The following is an 18,960-nucleotide window of genomic DNA, read 5'->3' on the forward strand; positions in this document are numbered from 1 at the left end:
AATTATTTGCTGAATTTTACCTTTGTTTGTTATCAATTTGCGAACTTTTTAAAAATAGCTAGGTCTAGAGTTACATAATGACAACGGGCCCAGCTGCAAACAGTCGCATGGTTACAGCAAAGAAAGGGTAGTGGAGAGTGGGCTCGAATGAGCGAACAGGATATAGATCAACAGCTAGTTGAAAGGGTTCAACAGGGCGATCAACGTGCTTTTGATATTTTGGTTAAGAAATATCAGCATAAGATTCAAAGCCTTGTTGCACGCTACGTGAAGCATCCGGGCGATGTACCCGATGTCGCGCAAGAAGCATTTATTAAAGCGTACCGAGCTTTACCGAACTTTCGTGGCGAGAGTGCTTTTTATACCTGGCTGTATCGCATTGCGGTGAATACCGCGAAGAATTATTTAGTTGCAAAAGGACGCAAACCTCCGGCAGCAGATATTGATGCCCAAGATGCGGAATTTTTAGATAATGGACATGGTCTGAAGGATATAGCTTCGCCCGAAGGCATGTTGTTGTCCGATGAGTTGAAGCGAACGGTAATGGCGGCAATTGATGGTCTGCCCGATGACTTAAAGCAAGCAATTACGCTGCGTGAGTTAGACGGGATGGGGTATGAAGAAATCGCAATTACCATGGACTGCCCCATAGGGACAGTTCGTTCTCGAATTTTCCGAGCGCGGGAAGCCATTGATAAGGCTATTCAACCGCTCTTGGAACAATATTAAGTAAATTGAGGATACGCTCAGATGACAGAACACCAGCAAGAGAAGCTCTCAGCTTTGATGGATGGACAGCTTGACAAGGATGCCGTAGAGGGTCTTGTAGAGCATGCTGCACAACGCGAACGTTGGTATCGTTACCAATTAGTGAGCGCTGTGATACGTGGTGAGGCACAGTCTGGTCATGCTGCCGACATTTCAGCGGCAGTTGCTGCTGCAATTGCAGCGGAGCCTCAGTTTGCCCAAGAGCCAAGTTCGGCCTGGTCACGTTTGACAGCGTGGGTGACAGGTGGCAACTGGCTGCGGCCAGCAGCAAACGTTGCGGTTGCGGCAAGTGTTGCGGTTGTTGCGATTATTGGCGTGCAAAATCTGCAACCAATTGACGATGGTGTAACGCCTGCGGAAACGCAAAACCGTGCCAATCCAGTGTTTGAAACGATGCCGTTTGGCGGTGTTGTCAATCCGGTCAGCTTCAATACAATGCAAACGCCTCAGCAGGACAGCGCGGCAACAAGTGTAGTCGATGCAGATTTTGAGCGAGTGCTTTTACAGTCTTTTATGGTTGATCATCAGCAGCAATTAAAGCTGAGTCAGCAAGAAGAAGTCGAAGCAACTGAAATTATTGATAGGCAGGATCCGTAAGTCGATTATGAAAAATTGGGTCAGTGCATGGTTCCTCGTTGTTGTGATTGGTGTCGGTGTAAGTATACCTGCGCAAGCAATCATGCCCTTACAAGGATTGTTACTAGTCGCTGTTGACGCCACGACCGAAGATAGCGTGGCACCGACTCAACAGCGAACCGTTGCGACGGTTGGTGCGTTAACCGAAGACACGAATAGAACGGCCCAAGATGATGACACAATGACTGCCGCTCAGATTGTCGCCCGCGACGGCCAGATGTGGTTTGAGCGCATGCAGCAGGTTTTGCAAGCGCAAAACTTTAGTGTGTCGCTTGTGCATATTCAGGGCCAACGCACAGAATTGTTTCGCTGGCTGCATGGCGTCAGTGACGACGGCCAAAGTTTAGAAATTCTCTATAGCTTAAATGGTCCGGAAGTTCATATCGTTCGCCGTAACCAGCGTGTCTCGTATTTCCATCCAATGATGGCGCCATACAGCATTCGGGCAAATAGTTTATTCGGCCCAATTCCATTAGGTTTTTACAATAGCTTCGCCGAACTTGCAGACTCCTATAATGTGGTGGCAATGGGCGGTGCGCGAGTAATTGACCGACCAGCCGTGCACGTGCGCCTCGTGCCACGCGATCAAGAACGATTCGGCTATTCGGTTTGGATTGACCGCGAAAGCGGGATGTTACTTCGGGTCGCAACTGTATCGCCGAGTGGCGAGATCCTCGAACAAATTCACATTACCTCGATGGAACTGTCGGACGAAATGAATCCGGATCTACTGCAGGTGAAAACAATCGGTTTACCACCTTTGGTGCGCGATGACCCCAGCCTTAATCCCGTTCGTCATGCGTGGAAGAAGAACTGGTTGCCAGTTGGCTTCAAACAGATCCGCGCGAACCATCATCAACTACCCATGACCGGCATTCCGGCGGACTATTTTTTGTACTCGGATGGCATGACGCGGATCTCGATTTATGTGAGTGAAGATCCGAAGGCCTCTAACTCCTTTGCCTACGAAGGGCTTGACTCGCTGTATAGTCATCAGTATCAAAATTATACTGTCACCGTGGTGGGGCGTGTGCCAATGTCCATGTTGCAACGTATTGCGCTGTCGGTGCGGCCCTAAGTTTCGCACCGCTAGGAAGGAATGATCATGATTCGTGAGCTTGGCGAAGTCGTCAAAATTGACGGCCACTGGGTGACTATTCAGACCCATCTGCAAACTGGCTGTGGCGGCTGTAAGCAGCAAAACGTCTGTGGAGCGGGGGTCTTGGCAAAGGCGCTGCCCAATCGTCGCGGCTTATTGGATGTTTGGCTACAAGAGCCGCCTACGGTAGGTAGCCAAGTTGAATTACTCCTGCCTGAAAAGGCTATGATGCAGTTCTCTGTATTGCTTTACCTTATTCCTCTCTTGAGCTTATTTATCGGCGCTTGGTTCGGTTATTGGCTCGTACCCAGTCATGAAGGCGCCTCGATTGCACTCGGGTTGCTAGCCTTTGCCCTGAGTTTTTGGCAGTTGCGCCGTTGGCTGCGTGGTCGTGATACGCGCGTACAAAAGTTGCTACAAGTGAATCTCGTTTCGCCAAATTCAGGGAGTTAACGCATCACTTTGGTTATTTTCTGTCGCCAGCGAGCGGCTTTCATTGTTAATCGGCGCTAAAAAAAGTAAAATTCGCCGCTTATGAACGGGAAATAGTCACAGCATGTTGCTGGCTGACCGGAAATTGAGGTGTACATGAGCCAAGCTGGCATTCCGAAGAAGAATATTCGCAACTTTTCTATTATTGCGCACATTGACCATGGTAAATCAACGTTATCTGATCGCTTGATTCAATTCTGTGGCGGCTTAGCCGATCGCGAAATGGCGGCTCAGGTCCTTGACTCCATGGACATTGAGCGTGAGCGTGGGATTACGATCAAGGCACAAAGCGTCACACTCTATTACAATGCGAAAGACGGTGAACGCTATCAGTTGAACTTTATCGATACGCCCGGTCATGTGGATTTTTCTTATGAAGTTTCTCGCAGTCTCGCGGGTTGTGAAGGTGCATTGTTGGTGGTTGACGCTGGCCAAGGTGTTGAAGCACAAACACTAGCGAACTGCTACACAGCGATCGATATGGATCTCGAAGTTGTACCCGTTCTCAATAAAATCGACTTGCCGCAGGCTGAACCTGAGCGGGTCGCTCAAGAAATCGAAGACATCGTTGGTATTCAAGCGATGGACGCAGTTCGTTGTTCAGCAAAAACCGGCGTGGGCATTGAGGATGTGCTGGAACAAATCGTTAAGCAAATCCCACCGCCACCAGAAGACGCAGACGATGAGGCGCCACTGCGAGCTTTGATTATGGATTCTTGGTTTGACAATTACCAAGGTGTTGTCTCGTTAGTTCGAATTAAGCAAGGCGTGTTGCGTACCGGCGAAAAAATGCGGGTCATGTCGACGGGTCTCGACCATATTGTTGATAAAGTAGGGATCTTCACACCGAAACAAGTCGACACGGGGGTATTACGTGCCGGTGAAGTTGGTTACGTCATTGCTGGGATTAAAGAAATTCATGGTGCTCCCGTCGGCGATACCTTAACGCACGCGAAGCGCCCGGCGGAGAAGCCTGTACCTGGTTTTAAAAAGGTGCAACCGCAGGTTTATGCGGGCATGTTCCCAATTTCATCAGATGATTACGAAAGTTTCCGTGATGCACTCGATAAGCTGAGCTTGAACGATGCATCGTTATTCTTTGAGCCGGAAAACTCCGGTGCTCTCGGCTTTGGTTTCCGCTGTGGTTTCTTGGGCATGTTACACATGGAAATCGTTCAGGAACGTCTAGAGCGCGAATATGGAATCGATCTGATCACCACGGCGCCTACAGTAGTTTACAAAGTTGAAACCACCAAAGGCGAGACGCGAATGGTTGACAACCCGGCGTATTTGCCGGCGGTGAACGACATTAAAGCGATTTATGAGCCAATCGTTGAAGCGCACATTTTGGTGCCGCAAGAACACGTCGGCAATGTCATTACCCTGTGTATCGAAAAGCGTGGTGTGCAAACCAATATGGTGTATCACGGTAAGCAGGTGGCATTGACCTATGAGCTGCCGATGGCCGAAGTGGTGATGGACTTTTTTGACCGTCTGAAGTCGACCAGCCGTGGTTATGCGTCACTGGACTATCACTTCAAACGTTTTGAAGAGTCGGACATGGTGCGGGTCGATATTATGATCAATGGTGAGCGCGTTGATGCGTTAGCTATGATTCTGCACCGCAGCCAAGCGCAGTATCGTGGCCGTGATGTGGTCGACAAAATGCGTGAACTCATTCCGCGCCAAATGTTTGATATAGCGATTCAAGCAGCCATTGGTAACCACGTGATTGCGCGTAGTACCGTAAAACAATTACGTAAAAACGTAACTGCGAAGTGTTACGGTGGTGACGTTAGCCGTAAGAAAAAGCTATTACAGAAACAGAAAGAAGGTAAGAAGCGGATGAAACAGCTAGGCAACGTGGAAGTTCCGCAAGAAGCGTTTTTAGCAGTTTTAAAAACCGGTAAATAAGGGCGTTCTACCCGGTCAAGGTTGGCTGGGGCTGCGCGAAAAAGGGAAGGGTCGATGACAACATATTATTTCTCCTTAGTTTTGGTCATTGCGACAGTGCTAACCGGCATTATTTGGGCAATAGACCATTGGCTCTGGAAGCCAAAGCGCCAAGAAAAAGTGGCGGCGGCCGAGCATCAGGCTGGGGTGAAGTTAGATGAAGAAGCGGCCCAACGTCTGGCGCCACAATCGGCGCTAGCGGACTTTTCGCAAGCCGCTTTTCCGGTGTTGTTGGCCATTCTGATTCTACGTTCATTTGTGTATGAGCCATTCCGTATTCCATCGGGCTCGATGCTACCGACTTTGTTAGTGGGTGACTTTATTCTGGTGGAAAAATTCCGTTACGGCTTGCGTGACCCGATCAAACGGCATGAGTTTCTGCAGACCGGACGACCTGATCGTGGTGACGTTGCGGTATTTAAATACCCAGTGGATCCAGAGATTGACTATATTAAGCGTGTCATCGGCTTGCCGGGCGACCGAATTGTTTATCAAGACAAAACGTTTTACGTTCAGCCAGGGTGCTATCAGCAGTGTGATGATGTTGAACGCATTGAACTTAGTCAGGAATTAATCACGAGTGGCGATTTTTATCGCCAGAACACACCATTGCAGCGCTATCGGGAAACCAGTAGTCACGGTGACTACGAGATTCTCGTTGACCCATCGCGGAATATTATTTCTCAGGGGATACAATGGGACGTTCCAGAGGGACATTATTTCTTTGTTGGCGATAATCGTGACAACTCATTGGACTCGCGTTATTGGGGCATGGTGAATGAAGATTTGTTAGTCGGCCGAGCGGTGTTTGTTTGGTTAAGTTTAGAGTTTGAACGGAGTTCAACAAGTTGGTTGCCGAGCTGGGTGCCGAGCCGCGTCCGCTTTGATCGTTTAGGGAGAATTCAGTGAGTTTAACCGCAACTGACTTTAAGAAGATTGAAAAGCGAATTGGCTATACGTTTCAAAATCGCGATTTACTGGTGCAAGCCTTAACCCATCGTAGCGCGAGCGACAGTCACTACGAAAGACTTGAGTTTTTGGGTGACTCGATTTTATCCGTGGTGATTGCAGAAGCCCTGTACCATCGCTTTCCAAAGTCACCGGAAGGCGAGTTAAGCCGCATGCGAGCGACGCTCGTGTGTGGTCAAATGTTGGCAAAGATCGCGCGGCAGTTTGAACTGGGACCATTTCTCCAATTGGGCCCAGGGGAGCTAAAAAGTGGCGGTTACCGTCGCGATTCGATTTTATCGGATGCCGTCGAAGGCATTATCGGTGCAATTTTTCTCGACAGTGATATCACTGTCGCGCAACGCATCGTTCGGGAGTGGTTTGAACCGCTCCTACAAGAGATTCAACCGGGTAATAATCAGAAAGACCCGAAAACCCGTCTGCAAGAATTTCTGCAGGGACGGCAATACGAATTACCCGTTTATGAAGTGTTGGCCACAACCGGTCAGGCACACAATCAAAAATTTTCAGTGAGTTGCTCGGTCGCTCCGCTTGAACAGCCCGTTGTGGCGGTTGGAACGAGTCGCCGCAAAGCTGAACAAGCCGCTGCAGCCGAGGCAATTCAGAAGCTTGCGGCACTGCCAGAAGGCAAGGAATTAAGATGAATTTAGAAGAGTTTTTAGCGCAAGAAAGCGGTAGAAGCGATGATACCTATAATGGCTTTGTTGCCATTGTCGGCCGCCCCAACGTGGGCAAATCAACTTTGTTGAATCAGTTACTTGGCCAAAAGGTCAGTATCACGTCCAAGAAAGCTCAGACCACTCGTCACCGGATTTTAGGTATCGATACCGAAGGCCCGTACCAAACTATCTATGTCGATACCCCGGGTTTACATAAAGATGAGAAGCGCGCGATTAATCGTTTAATGAATCGTGCGGCAAGTTCGTCAATTGGTGACGTTGATTTAGTTTTGTTTGTGGTTGAGGGCACGCACTGGACCGAAGATGACGAAATGGTGTTAACCAAGATTAAACGCGCGAATCGACCAGCGATGTTAATCATTAATAAAATTGACCAAGTCAAAGACAAAGGCAAGCTGTTACCGCATATTCAACGCTTGCATAGCGAATACCCGTTCAAAGAAATTATGCCATTAACGGCGCTGTCGCCGGAGCAAATGCCTAAGCTCAAAGAGATGGTGCGGACGTATTTGAGCCCAGGTATTCATTTCTATCCGGCGGATCATGTGACGGATCGGTCAGTACGTTTTATGGCCGCAGAAATTGTCCGTGAAAAACTGATGCGCTTTACCGGTGACGAATTACCATACTCCACCACAGTTGAAATTGAAAAATACGAAACGGGCGACAACGGCATTGTGCACATTCATGCATTGATTTTAGTTGAGCGTGAAGGGCAAAAGCGCATGGTGATTGGTAACAAAGGTAGTAAGTTAAAAACCATAGGTGCTGATGCCCGTCGCGACATCGAAAAGCTAATCGACGCACAAGTGAACCTGCAATTGTGGGTGAAGGTAAAATCTGGCTGGGCCGACGACGAACGCGCATTGCGCAGCTTGGGCTACGGCGAGGAATAAGCGTGGAAGCCATTGTCCTGCATCGTTGGCCATGGCAGGAACATGGATTACTGATTGACGTTTTTAGTGCAGAAGCTGGGCGATTTCGCTGTATTGCCCGCTCTGCGCGCAGTCGCAAAAGTCAATTGCGAGCAGTCTTACAACCATTCCAATTGATCGATATTGATATTAGTGGCCGTGGTGAAGTTAAAACCCTCAAGCGCGCTGACCTCCAACAGTCAATTCCGTTAACCCATCTTGCGCTCTACAGCGGCTTATACGTGAATGAATTATTGCAGCGTCTATTGCCGAGTGAGACGGAACTGCCTGAACTATTTGCTGCCTATCGGCATACCCTCGAGCTTTTGCAACGGGAAACGTTTGTCGAACCCGTGTTGCGTAAGTTTGAGCTGATTTTATTAGAACAGCTTGGTCATGACTTTTCCTTTTGGGAAGATGCTGAATACGGCGAAGCGATACAACCACAGCATTCCTATCGCTTTGTACCAACGCTTGGCTTTGTCCGCGAGCATGGCTTTGTGCGCGAGCATGGCATGAGCGAGCAACAGCAGCAGCTGATACTTTCTGGTCAAGAAATTCGACAATTAGCAGACTTTCAGCAGTTAGATCTGGCATTATTACAACAACTGAAAAAATTAATGCGATTGGCACTGCAACCTTATCTAGGTACAAAGCCATTACAGAGTCGGGCACTGATTGCCGCCGTACTTGAACAACAGGCCAATCCATCGAAGCAAGAGGCTGACAAATGAACCCTGTTCTTTTAGGTGTGAACATTGATCATATTGCGACACTGCGTAATGCACGTGGTGTGGCGTATCCAGAACCCGTGCAGGCAGCTGCTATTGCTGAGCAGGCAGGAGCGGACGGCATTACCATTCACTTGCGCGAAGATCGCCGCCATATCACGGATCGCGACGTTCGCTTGTTAGCCGAAACCATCCAAACGCGGATGAACTTAGAGATGGCCATGACCTCTGAGATGATCGCGATTGCAAAAGCCACGCAACCGGAGTTTGTCTGTTTGGTGCCAGAAAAGCGCGAAGAGCTAACCACTGAGGGAGGCTTAAACGTTGCGGACCAGCTGGCACGCAGTAAGGACGTTGTCGCCGAGCTTAGCGAAGCTGGAATTCTTGTTTCTTTATTTATCGATGCGGATAAACGGCAAATTGATGCAGCGCATGCGGCCGGTGCACCGTTTATTGAATTGCATACAGGTCACTATGCAGAAACTAGTGGTGCTGAGCAGCAACAGGCATTGAAGCAGTTACAGGAAGGCGCAGCCTATGCGGCAAGTCTTGGGCTAACGGTGAATGCCGGACATGGTTTGCATTATCACAACACCCAGCCCATTGCTGCGATTCCGGAAATCTATGAGTTGAATATTGGCCATGCGATTATTGCGCGAGCCGTTTTTAGCGGCTTGGCGGAAGCAGTGCGGGAAATGAAATTGATTCTGCAAGGAGCGCGTTAGGTCGGATGGCGATCATTGGCGTTGGGACGGATATCGTTGAAATTGAACGCTTACGGCAAGCGCTAGTGCGACAGCCGGCATTGGCTAAGCGCTTATTGACTCATAATGAACAAGCGCTGATGCAGGCAGCTAAGCAGCCTGAGCGCTACTTAGCCAAGCGCTTTGCTGCCAAAGAGGCCGCGTTAAAAGCACTCGGTACCGGGTTGCAAAATGGGTTAAGCTGGCAGCATATTGAAATAACTAACAACGACCTTGGACGCCCGCAACTGAACTTCAGTGGGCAAGCCTTGGCGCTGGCAGACCAGCTCGGCGTGATCAATACACACTTGTCATTGAGCGATGAAGTCGATTATGCACAAGCATTTGTTATTTTAGAGGGCCGCTAGCACCAGCACGAAAATATACAAATACAAAAGTATGCAAGCAGGCACGTCAGCAACCTAAACGTCTTGCTAAATTGAGAGTTAGCCATAGTAGGGAGGAGTTATGGTTCAGGTTCGTAACGTACATGTCGATCGTAAAGGCTCACAGCCAGACAATTGGCTTGAGGACATTATGCAACCTGAAATTCGTAATGAACTCGGATCACTTGCAGCGCAATTGGCCAGTTTGTGCCCTGCCGATGGTGAAACGCTGTTGCTCAAAGGGCAAGAAATGGTCGAAATTCTTGCCGAACTCAAACTCGATCGCAAAGGCCTCCTCGCAGCTCTAGCTGTTCCTTTCTTTGAAGCTAATTTGGTTGATGAAGCGTGGCTGCAAAGCCATCTTGACGACGAAATTGCGCAGTTAGTTGTCACCGTGCAGCAAATGCAGAGCATTAGTGAGCTGCAACACTTCCGCCATGGTAAACCGGGTGAAGCGCAAATAGATGCCGTTCGACGCATGCTTTTGGCGATGGTCGAAGACGTTCGAGCGGTGTTGTTAAAGCTCGCTGAACGGGTGTGCTACTTACGGCAGGTAAAAAACCTCGACGAAGAAACTCGAGTGCTCACAGCCAAAGAGTGCAGTGAAATTTACGCGCCTTTAGCCAACCGTTTAGGGGTTGGTCAATTAAAATGGGAACTTGAAGATCTCGCTTTTCGTTATTTGCACCCAGATATCTATATGGCAATTGCGCGCCAATTGGACGAAAAACGGTGGCAACGCGAACAGTACATCGAAACCTTTGTTAGTGATCTTCAAAAGGCGCTCGACGCCCAACAAGTCAATGCAAAAGTGTATGGCCGGCCAAAGCATATCTTCAGCATTTGGAAGAAAATGCAGAAGAAGAACCTGCAATTTGACGAGTTGTTTGATATTCGAGCGGTACGGATTATTACCCAGTCATTAAAGGACTGTTATGCAGCTTTGGGCATAGTGCACAGCATGTGGCGGCATTTAGCATCTGAGTTTGATGACTATGTGGCAACACCGAAAGCCAACGGCTATCAGTCGATTCATACGGTCGTGATTGGCCCAGAACAAAAAAACGTCGAAATTCAAATTCGCTCAGAACAAATGCATGACGATGCCGAACTCGGCGTTGCCGCGCATTGGGTTTACAAGGAAGGTCACTCAAGTGGGCGCTCGCAAGGTTACGAAGAGAAAATTTCGTGGTTGCGGAAGCTGTTGGCCTGGCATGAAGACATGGCCGAAAACGAAGAATTGGTGCAAGAAATTCGGAGTCAAGTCTTTGAAGATCGAGTTTATGTGTTTACCCCGAAAGGCGATGTTATTGACCTGCCAATGGGGTCGACACCGCTCGACTTTGCTTATTATATTCATTCCCAAGTGGGTCATCGCTGTATTGGTGCGAAAGTCGACGGCCGCATCGTGCCATTTACTTATGCGCTTGGAAATGGTGAACGCGTTGAGATTCTGACCCAGAAAGAACCAAATCCGAAACGCGATTGGGTAAACCCAGCATTGGGCTACTTAAAATCAGCGCGCGCCCGCAGTAAGGTACACGCTTATTTTAAAAAGTTTGATCGCGAACACAACATTGTGGCCGGTCGTGAACTGCTCGAGCAAGAGCTGCAGAAGCAGAAGTTAACGCTGCAAGACGCTCAAGGTGCAGTCGAGCGGTTCAATATGAATCATATGGACGACCTGCTTGCCGCAATTGGCGCCGGCGATGTGCGTTTACATCAAGTGGTGAATTTTGTTCGCGGTCCGAGCGAAACACCGCTGGATGAACTGGAAAAACTAACCAGCAAAAAACGTTCGCCGAGCAAAGCCGGTAAACAACGTGAGGGCGTAAAAGTCGCTGGCATCGGTAACCTGATGATGAACTATGCTCGCTGTTGTCAACCGCTGCCTGGCGACCCGATTCGGGGCTACATTACCCAGGGGCGAGGGGTGTCAGTGCACCACCAAGACTGCGAACAATTGCAGCACTTACTGCAGCAAAATCCAGCTCGCGGTATCGAAGTGGATTGGGTGGACGACCAACAACAGCCACGTTACGCGGCACAGTTAGTGATTGTTGCCGATGACCGTTCCGGTTTGTTGCATGACATTACGAGCATTTTAAGTCACGAGAAGGTTAACGTGAATCAGGTTTCAACGCGCATGGACAAAGACTCTTTGCAGGTGGTGATTGAGCTTGAGATTATGGTTCGTCACAACAATGACGTACAGCGTCTGCTGGCGCGAATACAGCAGGTCAGCCATGTGCGCAGTGCCAAGCGTAAATAAGGTTAGCGCAATAAGCGAATCGAGTAGAACGGGTAAGAATAGGACGAAGCATGAGTGACGTAGCAGAGAATGACCAAAATACAGCAACTGAGCTCAGCCAGATGCAACGCCTGTTAGCGATTATGGCAGCACTGCGGAATCCTGAGGGTGGTTGCCCGTGGGACTTAGAGCAAACCATGGAGAGCCTGATTCCGCACACCATTGAGGAAGCTTATGAAGTCGCGGCGGCTATTCAAGCAGGGGACTCTGAGGCGATTCGTGATGAGCTCGGCGATTTACTTTTTCAAGTGGTCTTTTATGCGCGTCTCGCAGAAGAAAGCGGTGACTATGACTTTGATAGCATAGCTGGTGCTGTGAGCGATAAATTAGTGCGCCGGCATCCACATGTATTTGGCGATGGGCAGGCTGATGATGCGAGTGAAGTGTTACGCCAGTGGGAACAAATCAAACGCCAAGAACGAGCTGAGAAAGCAACCGATACCAGCGTGTTTGCCGATGTTCCGCAAAATTTGCCGAGCTTATTGCAAGCACTGAAAATTCAGAAGCGCTGCGCTGCAGTTGGTTTTGACTGGGACAATGCCGAGCAAGTTATTGGTAAAGTCCATGAAGAGCTCGACGAAGTTGCCGTTGAACTCGAAGCACTGCCGCAGGCACAGTTGAATGACGAACAAGCAGCGGTGCAAGATTGCATCGAAGATGAAATCGGCGACCTACTTTTTGCTGTCGTTAACCTTGCGCGGCATGCCAAGGTTAACCCCGAAACTGCACTAGGACGCGCGAATCAGAAGTTTATGCGGCGCTTTCGGCGCGTTGAGCACATCGCAGCAGCGCAGCAGCGCGAGCTTGCTAACGAACCGTTGCATGAACTTGAGTTACTGTGGCAACAAGCAAAACAGGAACTTTCGTGATTGCCGCGGGGCCAATGCTCGGGTATACTGTTTTCCCGTCTTAAGTTCCTTTTCCACGATTCATTTACCCTGACGCAGCAGGTTTTGCATGGCGACTAAATATATTTTTGTAACCGGCGGTGTAGTTTCTTCGCTGGGGAAAGGTATTGCGGCGGCTTCGTTAGCTTCTATTTTAGAAGCGCGCGGACTCAAAGTAACCATCATGAAACTGGACCCGTACATTAACGTCGACCCAGGTACCATGAGCCCCATTCAGCACGGGGAAGTGTTCGTCACTTCTGACGGCGCTGAAACCGACCTCGATCTTGGCCATTATGAACGCTTCATTCGCGCCCGTATGACCAAGAAAAACAATTTCACCACCGGTCGTGTCTACGAAGACGTGATTCGCCGCGAACGCCGCGGTGACTATCTCGGTGCGACGATTCAAGTTATTCCACACATTACCAACGAAATTAAACGTCGGATTATCGACGGCGCCGAAGGCAATGATATTGCATTAATCGAGATCGGCGGCACGGTTGGTGACATTGAATCGCAACCATTCCTCGAAGCAATTCGTCAATTGTCGGCAGAAGTTGGTCGTCATCGTACATTGTTTATTCACTTAACCTTAGTGCCTTTCTTAGGTGCTGCGGGCGAGGTGAAAACCAAGCCGACACAACACTCGGTGAAAGAACTACGCTCGTTGGGGATTCAACCTGATATTCTCATCTGTCGCTCCGATCGCACTGTTCCAGCGAATGAACGGGCGAAAATCGCATTATTTACTAATGTCGCCGAGCGAGCCGTTATTTCCCTGAAAGACGTGCCGAGCATTTACAAAATTCCAGCGATATTGAAATCTCAAGGCATCGATGACCTCGTGCTTGAGCGCTTTGGCATGGAATGTCCAGAAGCCGACTTAAGCGAATGGGAAAAGGTCCTTTATTTAGAATCTAACCCTGTTGGTGAAGTGACGATCGGCTTTGTCGGTAAGTATGTTGAGCTACCTGATGCGTATAAATCGGTTAATGAAGCCTTATCGCATGCGGGTTTACACAATCGCGTTACCGTCAATATCCGTTATATCGACTCACAAGATGTCGAAACCAAAGGTGTTGCCAAACTTGCCGGTGTCGACGCCATCCTCGTGCCTGGTGGTTTTGGTGGCCGCGGTATCGAAGGTAAGATTATGGCCGCACAATGGGCGCGTGAAAACAACGTCCCTTATTTGGGCATTTGTCTTGGTATGCAAGTCGCTCTTATCGAATATGCGCGTCATGTCGCTGGCCTCGAAGGTGCGAATAGTACCGAATTCGACGAGCATACAGCGCATCCAGTTGTTGGTTTAATTACCGAATGGATGGACGAGAACGGTCAGAAGGAAATCCGAGACTCTGGGTCTGATCTCGGTGGAACAATGCGTTTAGGCGCTCAACAGTGTCATTTATTGCCAAATACGAAAATTCGCGCAATTTACGGTGCTGAAACCATTGAAGAGCGTCATCGTCACCGTTACGAAGTAAATAACAACTATCGGCAGCAATTGACCGAAGCTGGCTTAACGTTTGCCGGACTATCGGCCGATAAGCGCTTGGTCGAAACCATCGAAATTGCAGATCATCCATGGTTTGTTGCAGTGCAATTCCACCCGGAGTTCACGTCGACACCGCGTGACGGTCATCGTTTATTTGAAAGCTTTATTGAAGCAGCGCGCGAATATCAGCAGCAAAATCGCAATGCGCACGTTCTCAATAGCCAATCAGCGAATAATTGAAGGATTAACCAATGAGCAAGATTGTTAAAATTATTGGCCGCGAAATTATGGATTCACGCGGCAACCCAACGGTTGAAGCAGACGTTTACCTCGAAGACGGCAGTATGGGTCGCGCCGCGGCACCGAGTGGCGCATCGACCGGTAGTCGTGAAGCGCTTGAACTACGTGATGGGGACGCTGGTCGTTATTTAGGTAAAGGTGTACTAAACGCTGTGGCGAATATTAACGGCGCCATTGCGACTGCTTTGAACGGTATGTCGGCATTAAATCAAGAAGCTGTTGATAATGCCATGTTGAAGCTTGATGGTACGGAGAATAAAGAAAAACTCGGTGCTAATGCAATTTTGGCGGTGTCGTTAGCGGTGGCAAAAGCCGCGGCTGTTAGCAAGGGTGTCGAACTGTTTGAGCACATTGCTGACCTGAATGGTACTTCAGGTGAGTACAGTATGCCATTGCCAATGATGAACATCCTGAATGGTGGTGAGCACGCAGACAACAACGTCGACATTCAAGAATTTATGGTGCAACCGGTGGCTGCGAAAAGCTTCGCTGAAGGTTTGCGCGTGGGTGCCGAAATCTTCCACGCTTTAAAAGCGGTATTAAAAGCCCGCGGTTTAAGTACTGCTGTGGGCGACGAAGGTGGCTTTGCGCCAAACTTAGCGTCGAATGAAGAAGCCTTAGCGGTTATTTCTGAAGCCGTTGAAAACGCTGGCTATCAGCTCGGTAAAGACGTTACGCTAGCGCTCGATTGCGCAGCATCTGAGTTTTACCGTGACGGGCAGTACCACCTAAGCGGCGAAGGTAAGAGCTTCAGCGCTGAAGGTTTCGCTGACTATTTAGCTGAGCTGTGTGATCGTTACCCGATCGTTTCAATTGAAGACGGCTTGGATGAAAGTGATTGGGCAGGTTGGAAAGTGTTAACTGACAAACTTGGTAAGCGCGTGCAGTTAGTAGGCGATGACTTGTTTGTCACCAATACCAAGATCTTGCAACGTGGTATCAGTGAAGGTATTGGTAACTCAATTTTGATTAAGTTCAATCAAATTGGCAGCTTAACTGAGACCTTGAATGCCATTCGCATGGCTCGTGAAGCAGGCTTCACGGCGGTCATTTCACATCGTTCTGGTGAAACCGAAGACGCCACGATTGCAGACTTAGCGGTGGGCACTGCTGCCGGTCAGATTAAAACCGGTAGCCTTTGTCGGTCTGATCGTGTAGCAAAATATAACCAGTTGCTGCGTATTGAAGCGCAACTCGGTGATGTTGCTTATCGCGGTTTGAAAGAAGTAAAAGGGCAGTAGGGTTCGGCCTATGGCGAGCCAAACGGCGATTTTCTCGCAATTGACTGCGAGCCAATCCTATACAGAGCTCTGTAATGCGCTGTACGAGGTGGAATTGTCATGTTTGGCGCGCAGCCAAGATCCACGCTATCAACAAGACGCCGCTGCATTACAGCGGCGTCTTGCTAGTATTCCACACTATGTTAAGTCGACTGCTTACGCTTTGCTGCAGAGTGCAGAAAATCCTCAGAATCCTCTTCAGCTTGATATACAGAGCGGTAATTGGCTGTATAAGCAGAAAAAACAGGCCCCTGCAGCGGCAACTGAAGTGGCGCAACAACAATTGCGCAGCTGGTTAGAAAAACATGCTAAATTAGCGTTGCCATTACCGATATTAGTGCTGGAGCCTGCGACTCAATGTTGCCATGTGCAACTAGACACCATTGACCAGCTTGCGCTCGCGAAAGATAAAGTGCATCTTAACTATAATGGTTGGTTTTCGCTTGCTGGTGAGTCACTTGAAACACAACCGTGTTGGTTACTCAAACCAACCAAAGATATTTTAGCCGCGGCCTGTGCTGGACATCGTTGGGGCCCAAGTGGGAAACTAGCACCACAGCAGTTAGACTTGCGAAGTCTGTTGTTGTCGACCACGATTGATTGGCAACAACCACAACGGGTGCATACTCTAAGAAAGTGAGACGAACATGCGTGTATTAACCGTTATCATGATAGCGATTGTGCTGCTTCTGCAGTATCGCATTTGGTTTGGTCAGCATGGCGTTCGTGATTATCGCGAGCTGCAACAGGAGCTGGCCCGCCAAGAACAGATTAACAACACGCTGACCCAACGCAATCAATTAATCGAAGCGGACATTCGTGACTTGCGTTCAGCGCTTGAAGCCGTTGAAGAGCGCGCACGCAATGAACTCGGCTTCGTTCGACCAGAAGAGACTTTTTTTCGTCTCATACCGAAAGTAGAAGAGGACAATGATTCATGATCGGCGTTATACCTGCTGCAGGTATCGGTCAGCGCATGGAAGCAGAAATCCCCAAGCAATATCTTGTTGTCGCCGGCAAAACATTACTCGATCACAGTATCTGTGCATTGTTTAATGACCCCCGCATTGAACAGGTTTGGGTCGCTCTGCATGAGCATGACCGCTGGTGGCCACAATCACTTTATGCCAAAGATCAACGCGTACACACGACCCAAGGTGGCGGAACGCGAGCCGAGTCTGTTGTCGCAATTCTGAACGCATTACTGCAACAACACGCCAAGAAGGATGCTCTCGTGGTGGTTCATGATGCGGCTCGTCCCGGCCTGAGTACGAATGCGTTAGCTCGGGTAATCGATGCTGCGGAGAGTGAGCCCGAGCGCGGCGCACTGCTGGCATTGCCCGTGCGGGATACAGTGAAATTTGCCCATGTACAAGCCAGTAGTCATGTAGCCAGAACCGTTGACCGCGAACAATTATGGCTGGCACAAACACCACAAGTGTTTCAATTAGAGCCGTTATTAACGGCGATTACGCATGCGCAAGCCAACAAGATTGCCGTTACTGATGAGAGTTCAGCAATGGAGTCCATGGGCATTAGTCCGGCGCTCGTTATCGGTAATCGTGCTGGTTTTAAGGTCACTGATCCAGAAGATTTAGCACTGGCTGAATATTACTTGCAGCGCGCGTCGCAGGCATTCTAAATAGCGAAGCCGCGAGGAATACCGCGCTGCCATGGTTGTTAAGATAGGAAATAAGAGATGAATATTCGCATTGGCCAGGGCTTCGACGTCCATAAGTTTGGTGGGGAAGGTCCGGTAACGCTCGGCAATATTGTGATTCCATGTGATCAAGGCCTGTTGGCTCACTCAGATGGTGACGTTTTACTACATGCCATTGCCGATGCTCTTTTAGGGGCAATCGGTGCGGGTGATATTGGGGTGTGGTTTCCAGATAATGACCCAGCCTATGCTGGCGCCGATAGTGGCGTATTACTGCAACAAGTTTGGCGGGAAGTGACGCAACGAGGCTTCGGCTTAATCAACCTTGATGCAACGATCATTTGTCAAAAACCGAAGATCAATCCTCATCGGCAAGCGATTCAGCAGCGGATTGCTGAACTACTTGATGTCGCCGCGACGCAAATTAATATCAAAGCGACAACGACTGAGGAACTTGGTTTTACTGGCCGCAAAGAAGGCATTGCGGCGATGGCCGTAGTGCTGCTCGGTGCAGCGTCATGAGCGCAGGCATTCAAGATAACGCATCAGCTGGGCATTCGAGTGCAACCGCAAGCAAGACCATGAAGCAGTGGCAGCGGCTAGCGGGTGATACGTCAGTCAGTGGCCAATACAAAGAAAAACCTGAGTATTTCGAGGTCATTGAGGAGCTTGGCTTTCTGCCAACAGCTGACGAAAAAGGTCAACACCACTGGCTTCACGTTCGCAAAACGCAACTGACCACAGAGCAGGTGGCAAAGTTTATTGCTCAGGCGGTTGGAGTACCGGTTCGTGAAGTCGGGTATTCCGGGTTAAAAGATAAGTTTGCGGTGACGGAACAATGGTTTTCAGTGCAACTACCCGCGCTCACTCAACCCGATTGGGCGGCTATTTTCACAGTCGAGTTAAGCTCGATTTCGCCGCGCTATGCTGGCGGTCAAGTGACCTTATTAAATGCGGTGCGGTCGAGCAAAAAGCTGCGCCGCGGCGTTCACAAATGCAATCATTTTCGCTTACGTCTCACCTCGGTCAGCGATCCGGCAGCTTTGCAAGCGCGCTTTCGTGCAATTAGCAGCTGGATTCCGAATTACTACGGTGAACAGCGTTTTGGTTTTGGTCAGGGCAACATTCAACAAGCTGAGGCGATGTTTGCGGGCAAGCGCATAAAAGATCGAAATCTGCGCAGTATTTTGTTGTCATCGGTACGCTCTTGGTTGTTTAATCATTATCTGGAACGACGCATACAGAACGTGCAAACGAAATTACTCGCAGGTGATGTGTTTTTGCTAGCGGGCTCGCATTCATTTTTTACTGCGACTGACTGCGATGAAGAAATTCAGCAACGAGTGGCCAGTGGCGACATCATCCCGAGTGGTCCATTGTTTGGCGATGGCGAGAGTGCGGCACAAGCAGATGCGCTAGCTCTAGAAACTGAAGTTGCGAGTCTGTTTCCAGAGTTACACGCAGGCCTAGTTGCCAGTCGAGTGAAACCCGATCGCCGCGAACTTTGGTTGCGCTTGCAAGACGCTCATTTTCAACAAATTAGCGATAACGAAGTGGAAATTCGCTTCTCGTTGCCTGCGGGCAGTTTCGCAACCAGTGTTTTGCAAGAGCTTGGTGATTTTTCTGCACCACGTTATGAGTAATGGTGAT

At 49.3% G+C, this 18,960-nt stretch carries 20 protein-coding genes; all 20 read left to right on the top strand.

What is annotated here, in order from left to right:
- The first annotated feature begins 147 nt into the window (after positions 1 to 147).
- The 20 genes from rpoE to truD all read left to right on the top strand — a co-directional run bounded on the left by rpoE (position 148) and on the right by truD (position 18,953).
- The gene (gene rpoE, locus CWE06_RS01420; RefSeq protein WP_126790524.1) at positions 148 to 729 is read left to right on the top strand and encodes an RNA polymerase sigma factor RpoE; all 582 of its coding nucleotides are present in this window, start codon (positions 148 to 150) and stop codon (positions 727 to 729) included.
- A gap of 21 nt (positions 730 to 750) precedes the next feature.
- Complete coding sequence (locus CWE06_RS01425) at positions 751 to 1,365, top strand: sigma-E factor negative regulatory protein (protein ID WP_126790525.1); 615 nt, start codon at positions 751 to 753, stop codon at positions 1,363 to 1,365.
- 7 nt (positions 1,366 to 1,372) lie between these two features.
- A complete protein-coding gene (locus CWE06_RS01430; RefSeq protein WP_126790526.1) occupies positions 1,373 to 2,482 on the top strand; it encodes a MucB/RseB C-terminal domain-containing protein in 1,110 nt (369 codons plus the stop codon).
- 27 nt (positions 2,483 to 2,509) lie between these two features.
- The gene (locus CWE06_RS01435; protein ID WP_157981106.1) at positions 2,510 to 2,956 is read left to right on the top strand and encodes a SoxR reducing system RseC family protein; all 447 of its coding nucleotides are present in this window, start codon (positions 2,510 to 2,512) and stop codon (positions 2,954 to 2,956) included.
- Positions 2,957 to 3,091: 135 nt separating this feature from the next.
- The gene (lepA, locus tag CWE06_RS01440) at positions 3,092 to 4,909 is read left to right on the top strand and encodes a translation elongation factor 4 (protein ID WP_198679006.1); all 1,818 of its coding nucleotides are present in this window, start codon (positions 3,092 to 3,094) and stop codon (positions 4,907 to 4,909) included.
- A 54-nt stretch (positions 4,910 to 4,963) separates the two neighbouring features.
- Positions 4,964 to 5,857: a signal peptidase I gene (lepB, locus tag CWE06_RS01445; RefSeq protein WP_126790528.1), complete on the top strand. Its 894-nt coding sequence runs from the start codon at positions 4,964 to 4,966 to the stop codon at positions 5,855 to 5,857.
- Positions 5,854 to 6,561 (top strand): ribonuclease III, encoded by a 708-nt coding sequence (gene rnc / locus CWE06_RS01450; protein ID WP_126790529.1) that lies wholly within the window; start codon positions 5,854 to 5,856, stop codon positions 6,559 to 6,561. The genes lepB and rnc overlap by 4 nt, the downstream gene beginning before the upstream one ends.
- Complete coding sequence (gene era / locus CWE06_RS01455) at positions 6,558 to 7,493, top strand: GTPase Era (RefSeq protein WP_126790530.1); 936 nt, start codon at positions 6,558 to 6,560, stop codon at positions 7,491 to 7,493. Before rnc ends, era begins: the two co-directional genes overlap by 4 nt.
- Before the next feature lie 2 nt (positions 7,494 to 7,495).
- A complete protein-coding gene (gene recO, locus CWE06_RS01460; protein WP_157981107.1) occupies positions 7,496 to 8,245 on the top strand; it encodes a DNA repair protein RecO in 750 nt (249 codons plus the stop codon).
- Complete coding sequence (pdxJ, locus tag CWE06_RS01465) at positions 8,242 to 8,967, top strand: pyridoxine 5'-phosphate synthase (protein WP_126790532.1); 726 nt, start codon at positions 8,242 to 8,244, stop codon at positions 8,965 to 8,967. Before recO ends, pdxJ begins: the two co-directional genes overlap by 4 nt.
- 5 nt (positions 8,968 to 8,972) lie before the next feature.
- A complete protein-coding gene (gene acpS, locus CWE06_RS01470) occupies positions 8,973 to 9,353 on the top strand; it encodes a holo-ACP synthase (protein WP_126790533.1) in 381 nt (126 codons plus the stop codon).
- A 100-nt stretch (positions 9,354 to 9,453) separates the two neighbouring features.
- Positions 9,454 to 11,643 carry a GTP diphosphokinase gene (gene relA, locus CWE06_RS01475; protein ID WP_126790534.1) on the top strand — a complete coding sequence of 730 codons (2,190 nt, stop codon included), beginning with the start codon at positions 9,454 to 9,456 and terminating at the stop codon, positions 11,641 to 11,643.
- A gap of 50 nt (positions 11,644 to 11,693) precedes the next feature.
- The gene (gene mazG / locus CWE06_RS01480) at positions 11,694 to 12,551 is read left to right on the top strand and encodes a nucleoside triphosphate pyrophosphohydrolase (RefSeq protein WP_126790535.1); all 858 of its coding nucleotides are present in this window, start codon (positions 11,694 to 11,696) and stop codon (positions 12,549 to 12,551) included.
- Positions 12,552 to 12,639: 88 nt separating this feature from the next.
- Entirely contained in the window at positions 12,640 to 14,310 is a 1,671-nt protein-coding gene (locus CWE06_RS01485; RefSeq protein ID WP_126790536.1) for a CTP synthase, read from the top strand.
- A gap of 11 nt (positions 14,311 to 14,321) precedes the next feature.
- Complete coding sequence (gene eno / locus CWE06_RS01490) at positions 14,322 to 15,611, top strand: phosphopyruvate hydratase (RefSeq protein ID WP_126790537.1); 1,290 nt, start codon at positions 14,322 to 14,324, stop codon at positions 15,609 to 15,611.
- A 10-nt stretch (positions 15,612 to 15,621) separates the two neighbouring features.
- Positions 15,622 to 16,290 carry a hypothetical protein gene (locus tag CWE06_RS01495; RefSeq protein ID WP_126790538.1) on the top strand — a complete coding sequence of 223 codons (669 nt, stop codon included), beginning with the start codon at positions 15,622 to 15,624 and terminating at the stop codon, positions 16,288 to 16,290.
- Between the two features lie 7 nt (positions 16,291 to 16,297).
- Positions 16,298 to 16,591 (top strand): cell division protein FtsB, encoded by a 294-nt coding sequence (ftsB, locus tag CWE06_RS01500; protein ID WP_126790539.1) that lies wholly within the window; start codon positions 16,298 to 16,300, stop codon positions 16,589 to 16,591.
- Positions 16,588 to 17,292 (top strand): 2-C-methyl-D-erythritol 4-phosphate cytidylyltransferase, encoded by a 705-nt coding sequence (ispD, locus tag CWE06_RS01505; RefSeq protein ID WP_126790540.1) that lies wholly within the window; start codon positions 16,588 to 16,590, stop codon positions 17,290 to 17,292. The genes ftsB and ispD overlap by 4 nt, the downstream gene beginning before the upstream one ends.
- A gap of 57 nt (positions 17,293 to 17,349) precedes the next feature.
- Positions 17,350 to 17,832, top strand: a complete 483-nt coding sequence (gene ispF, locus CWE06_RS01510) for a 2-C-methyl-D-erythritol 2,4-cyclodiphosphate synthase (protein WP_126790541.1) — start codon at positions 17,350 to 17,352, stop codon at positions 17,830 to 17,832.
- Positions 17,829 to 18,953, top strand: a complete 1,125-nt coding sequence (truD, locus tag CWE06_RS01515; protein ID WP_126790542.1) for a tRNA pseudouridine(13) synthase TruD — start codon at positions 17,829 to 17,831, stop codon at positions 18,951 to 18,953. The genes ispF and truD overlap by 4 nt, the downstream gene beginning before the upstream one ends.
- The last annotated feature ends 7 nt before the right edge of the window (positions 18,954 to 18,960 follow it).

The sequence above is a fragment of the Aliidiomarina haloalkalitolerans genome (assembly GCF_003987315.1).
Classification (GTDB): domain Bacteria; phylum Pseudomonadota; class Gammaproteobacteria; order Enterobacterales; family Alteromonadaceae; genus Aliidiomarina; species Aliidiomarina haloalkalitolerans.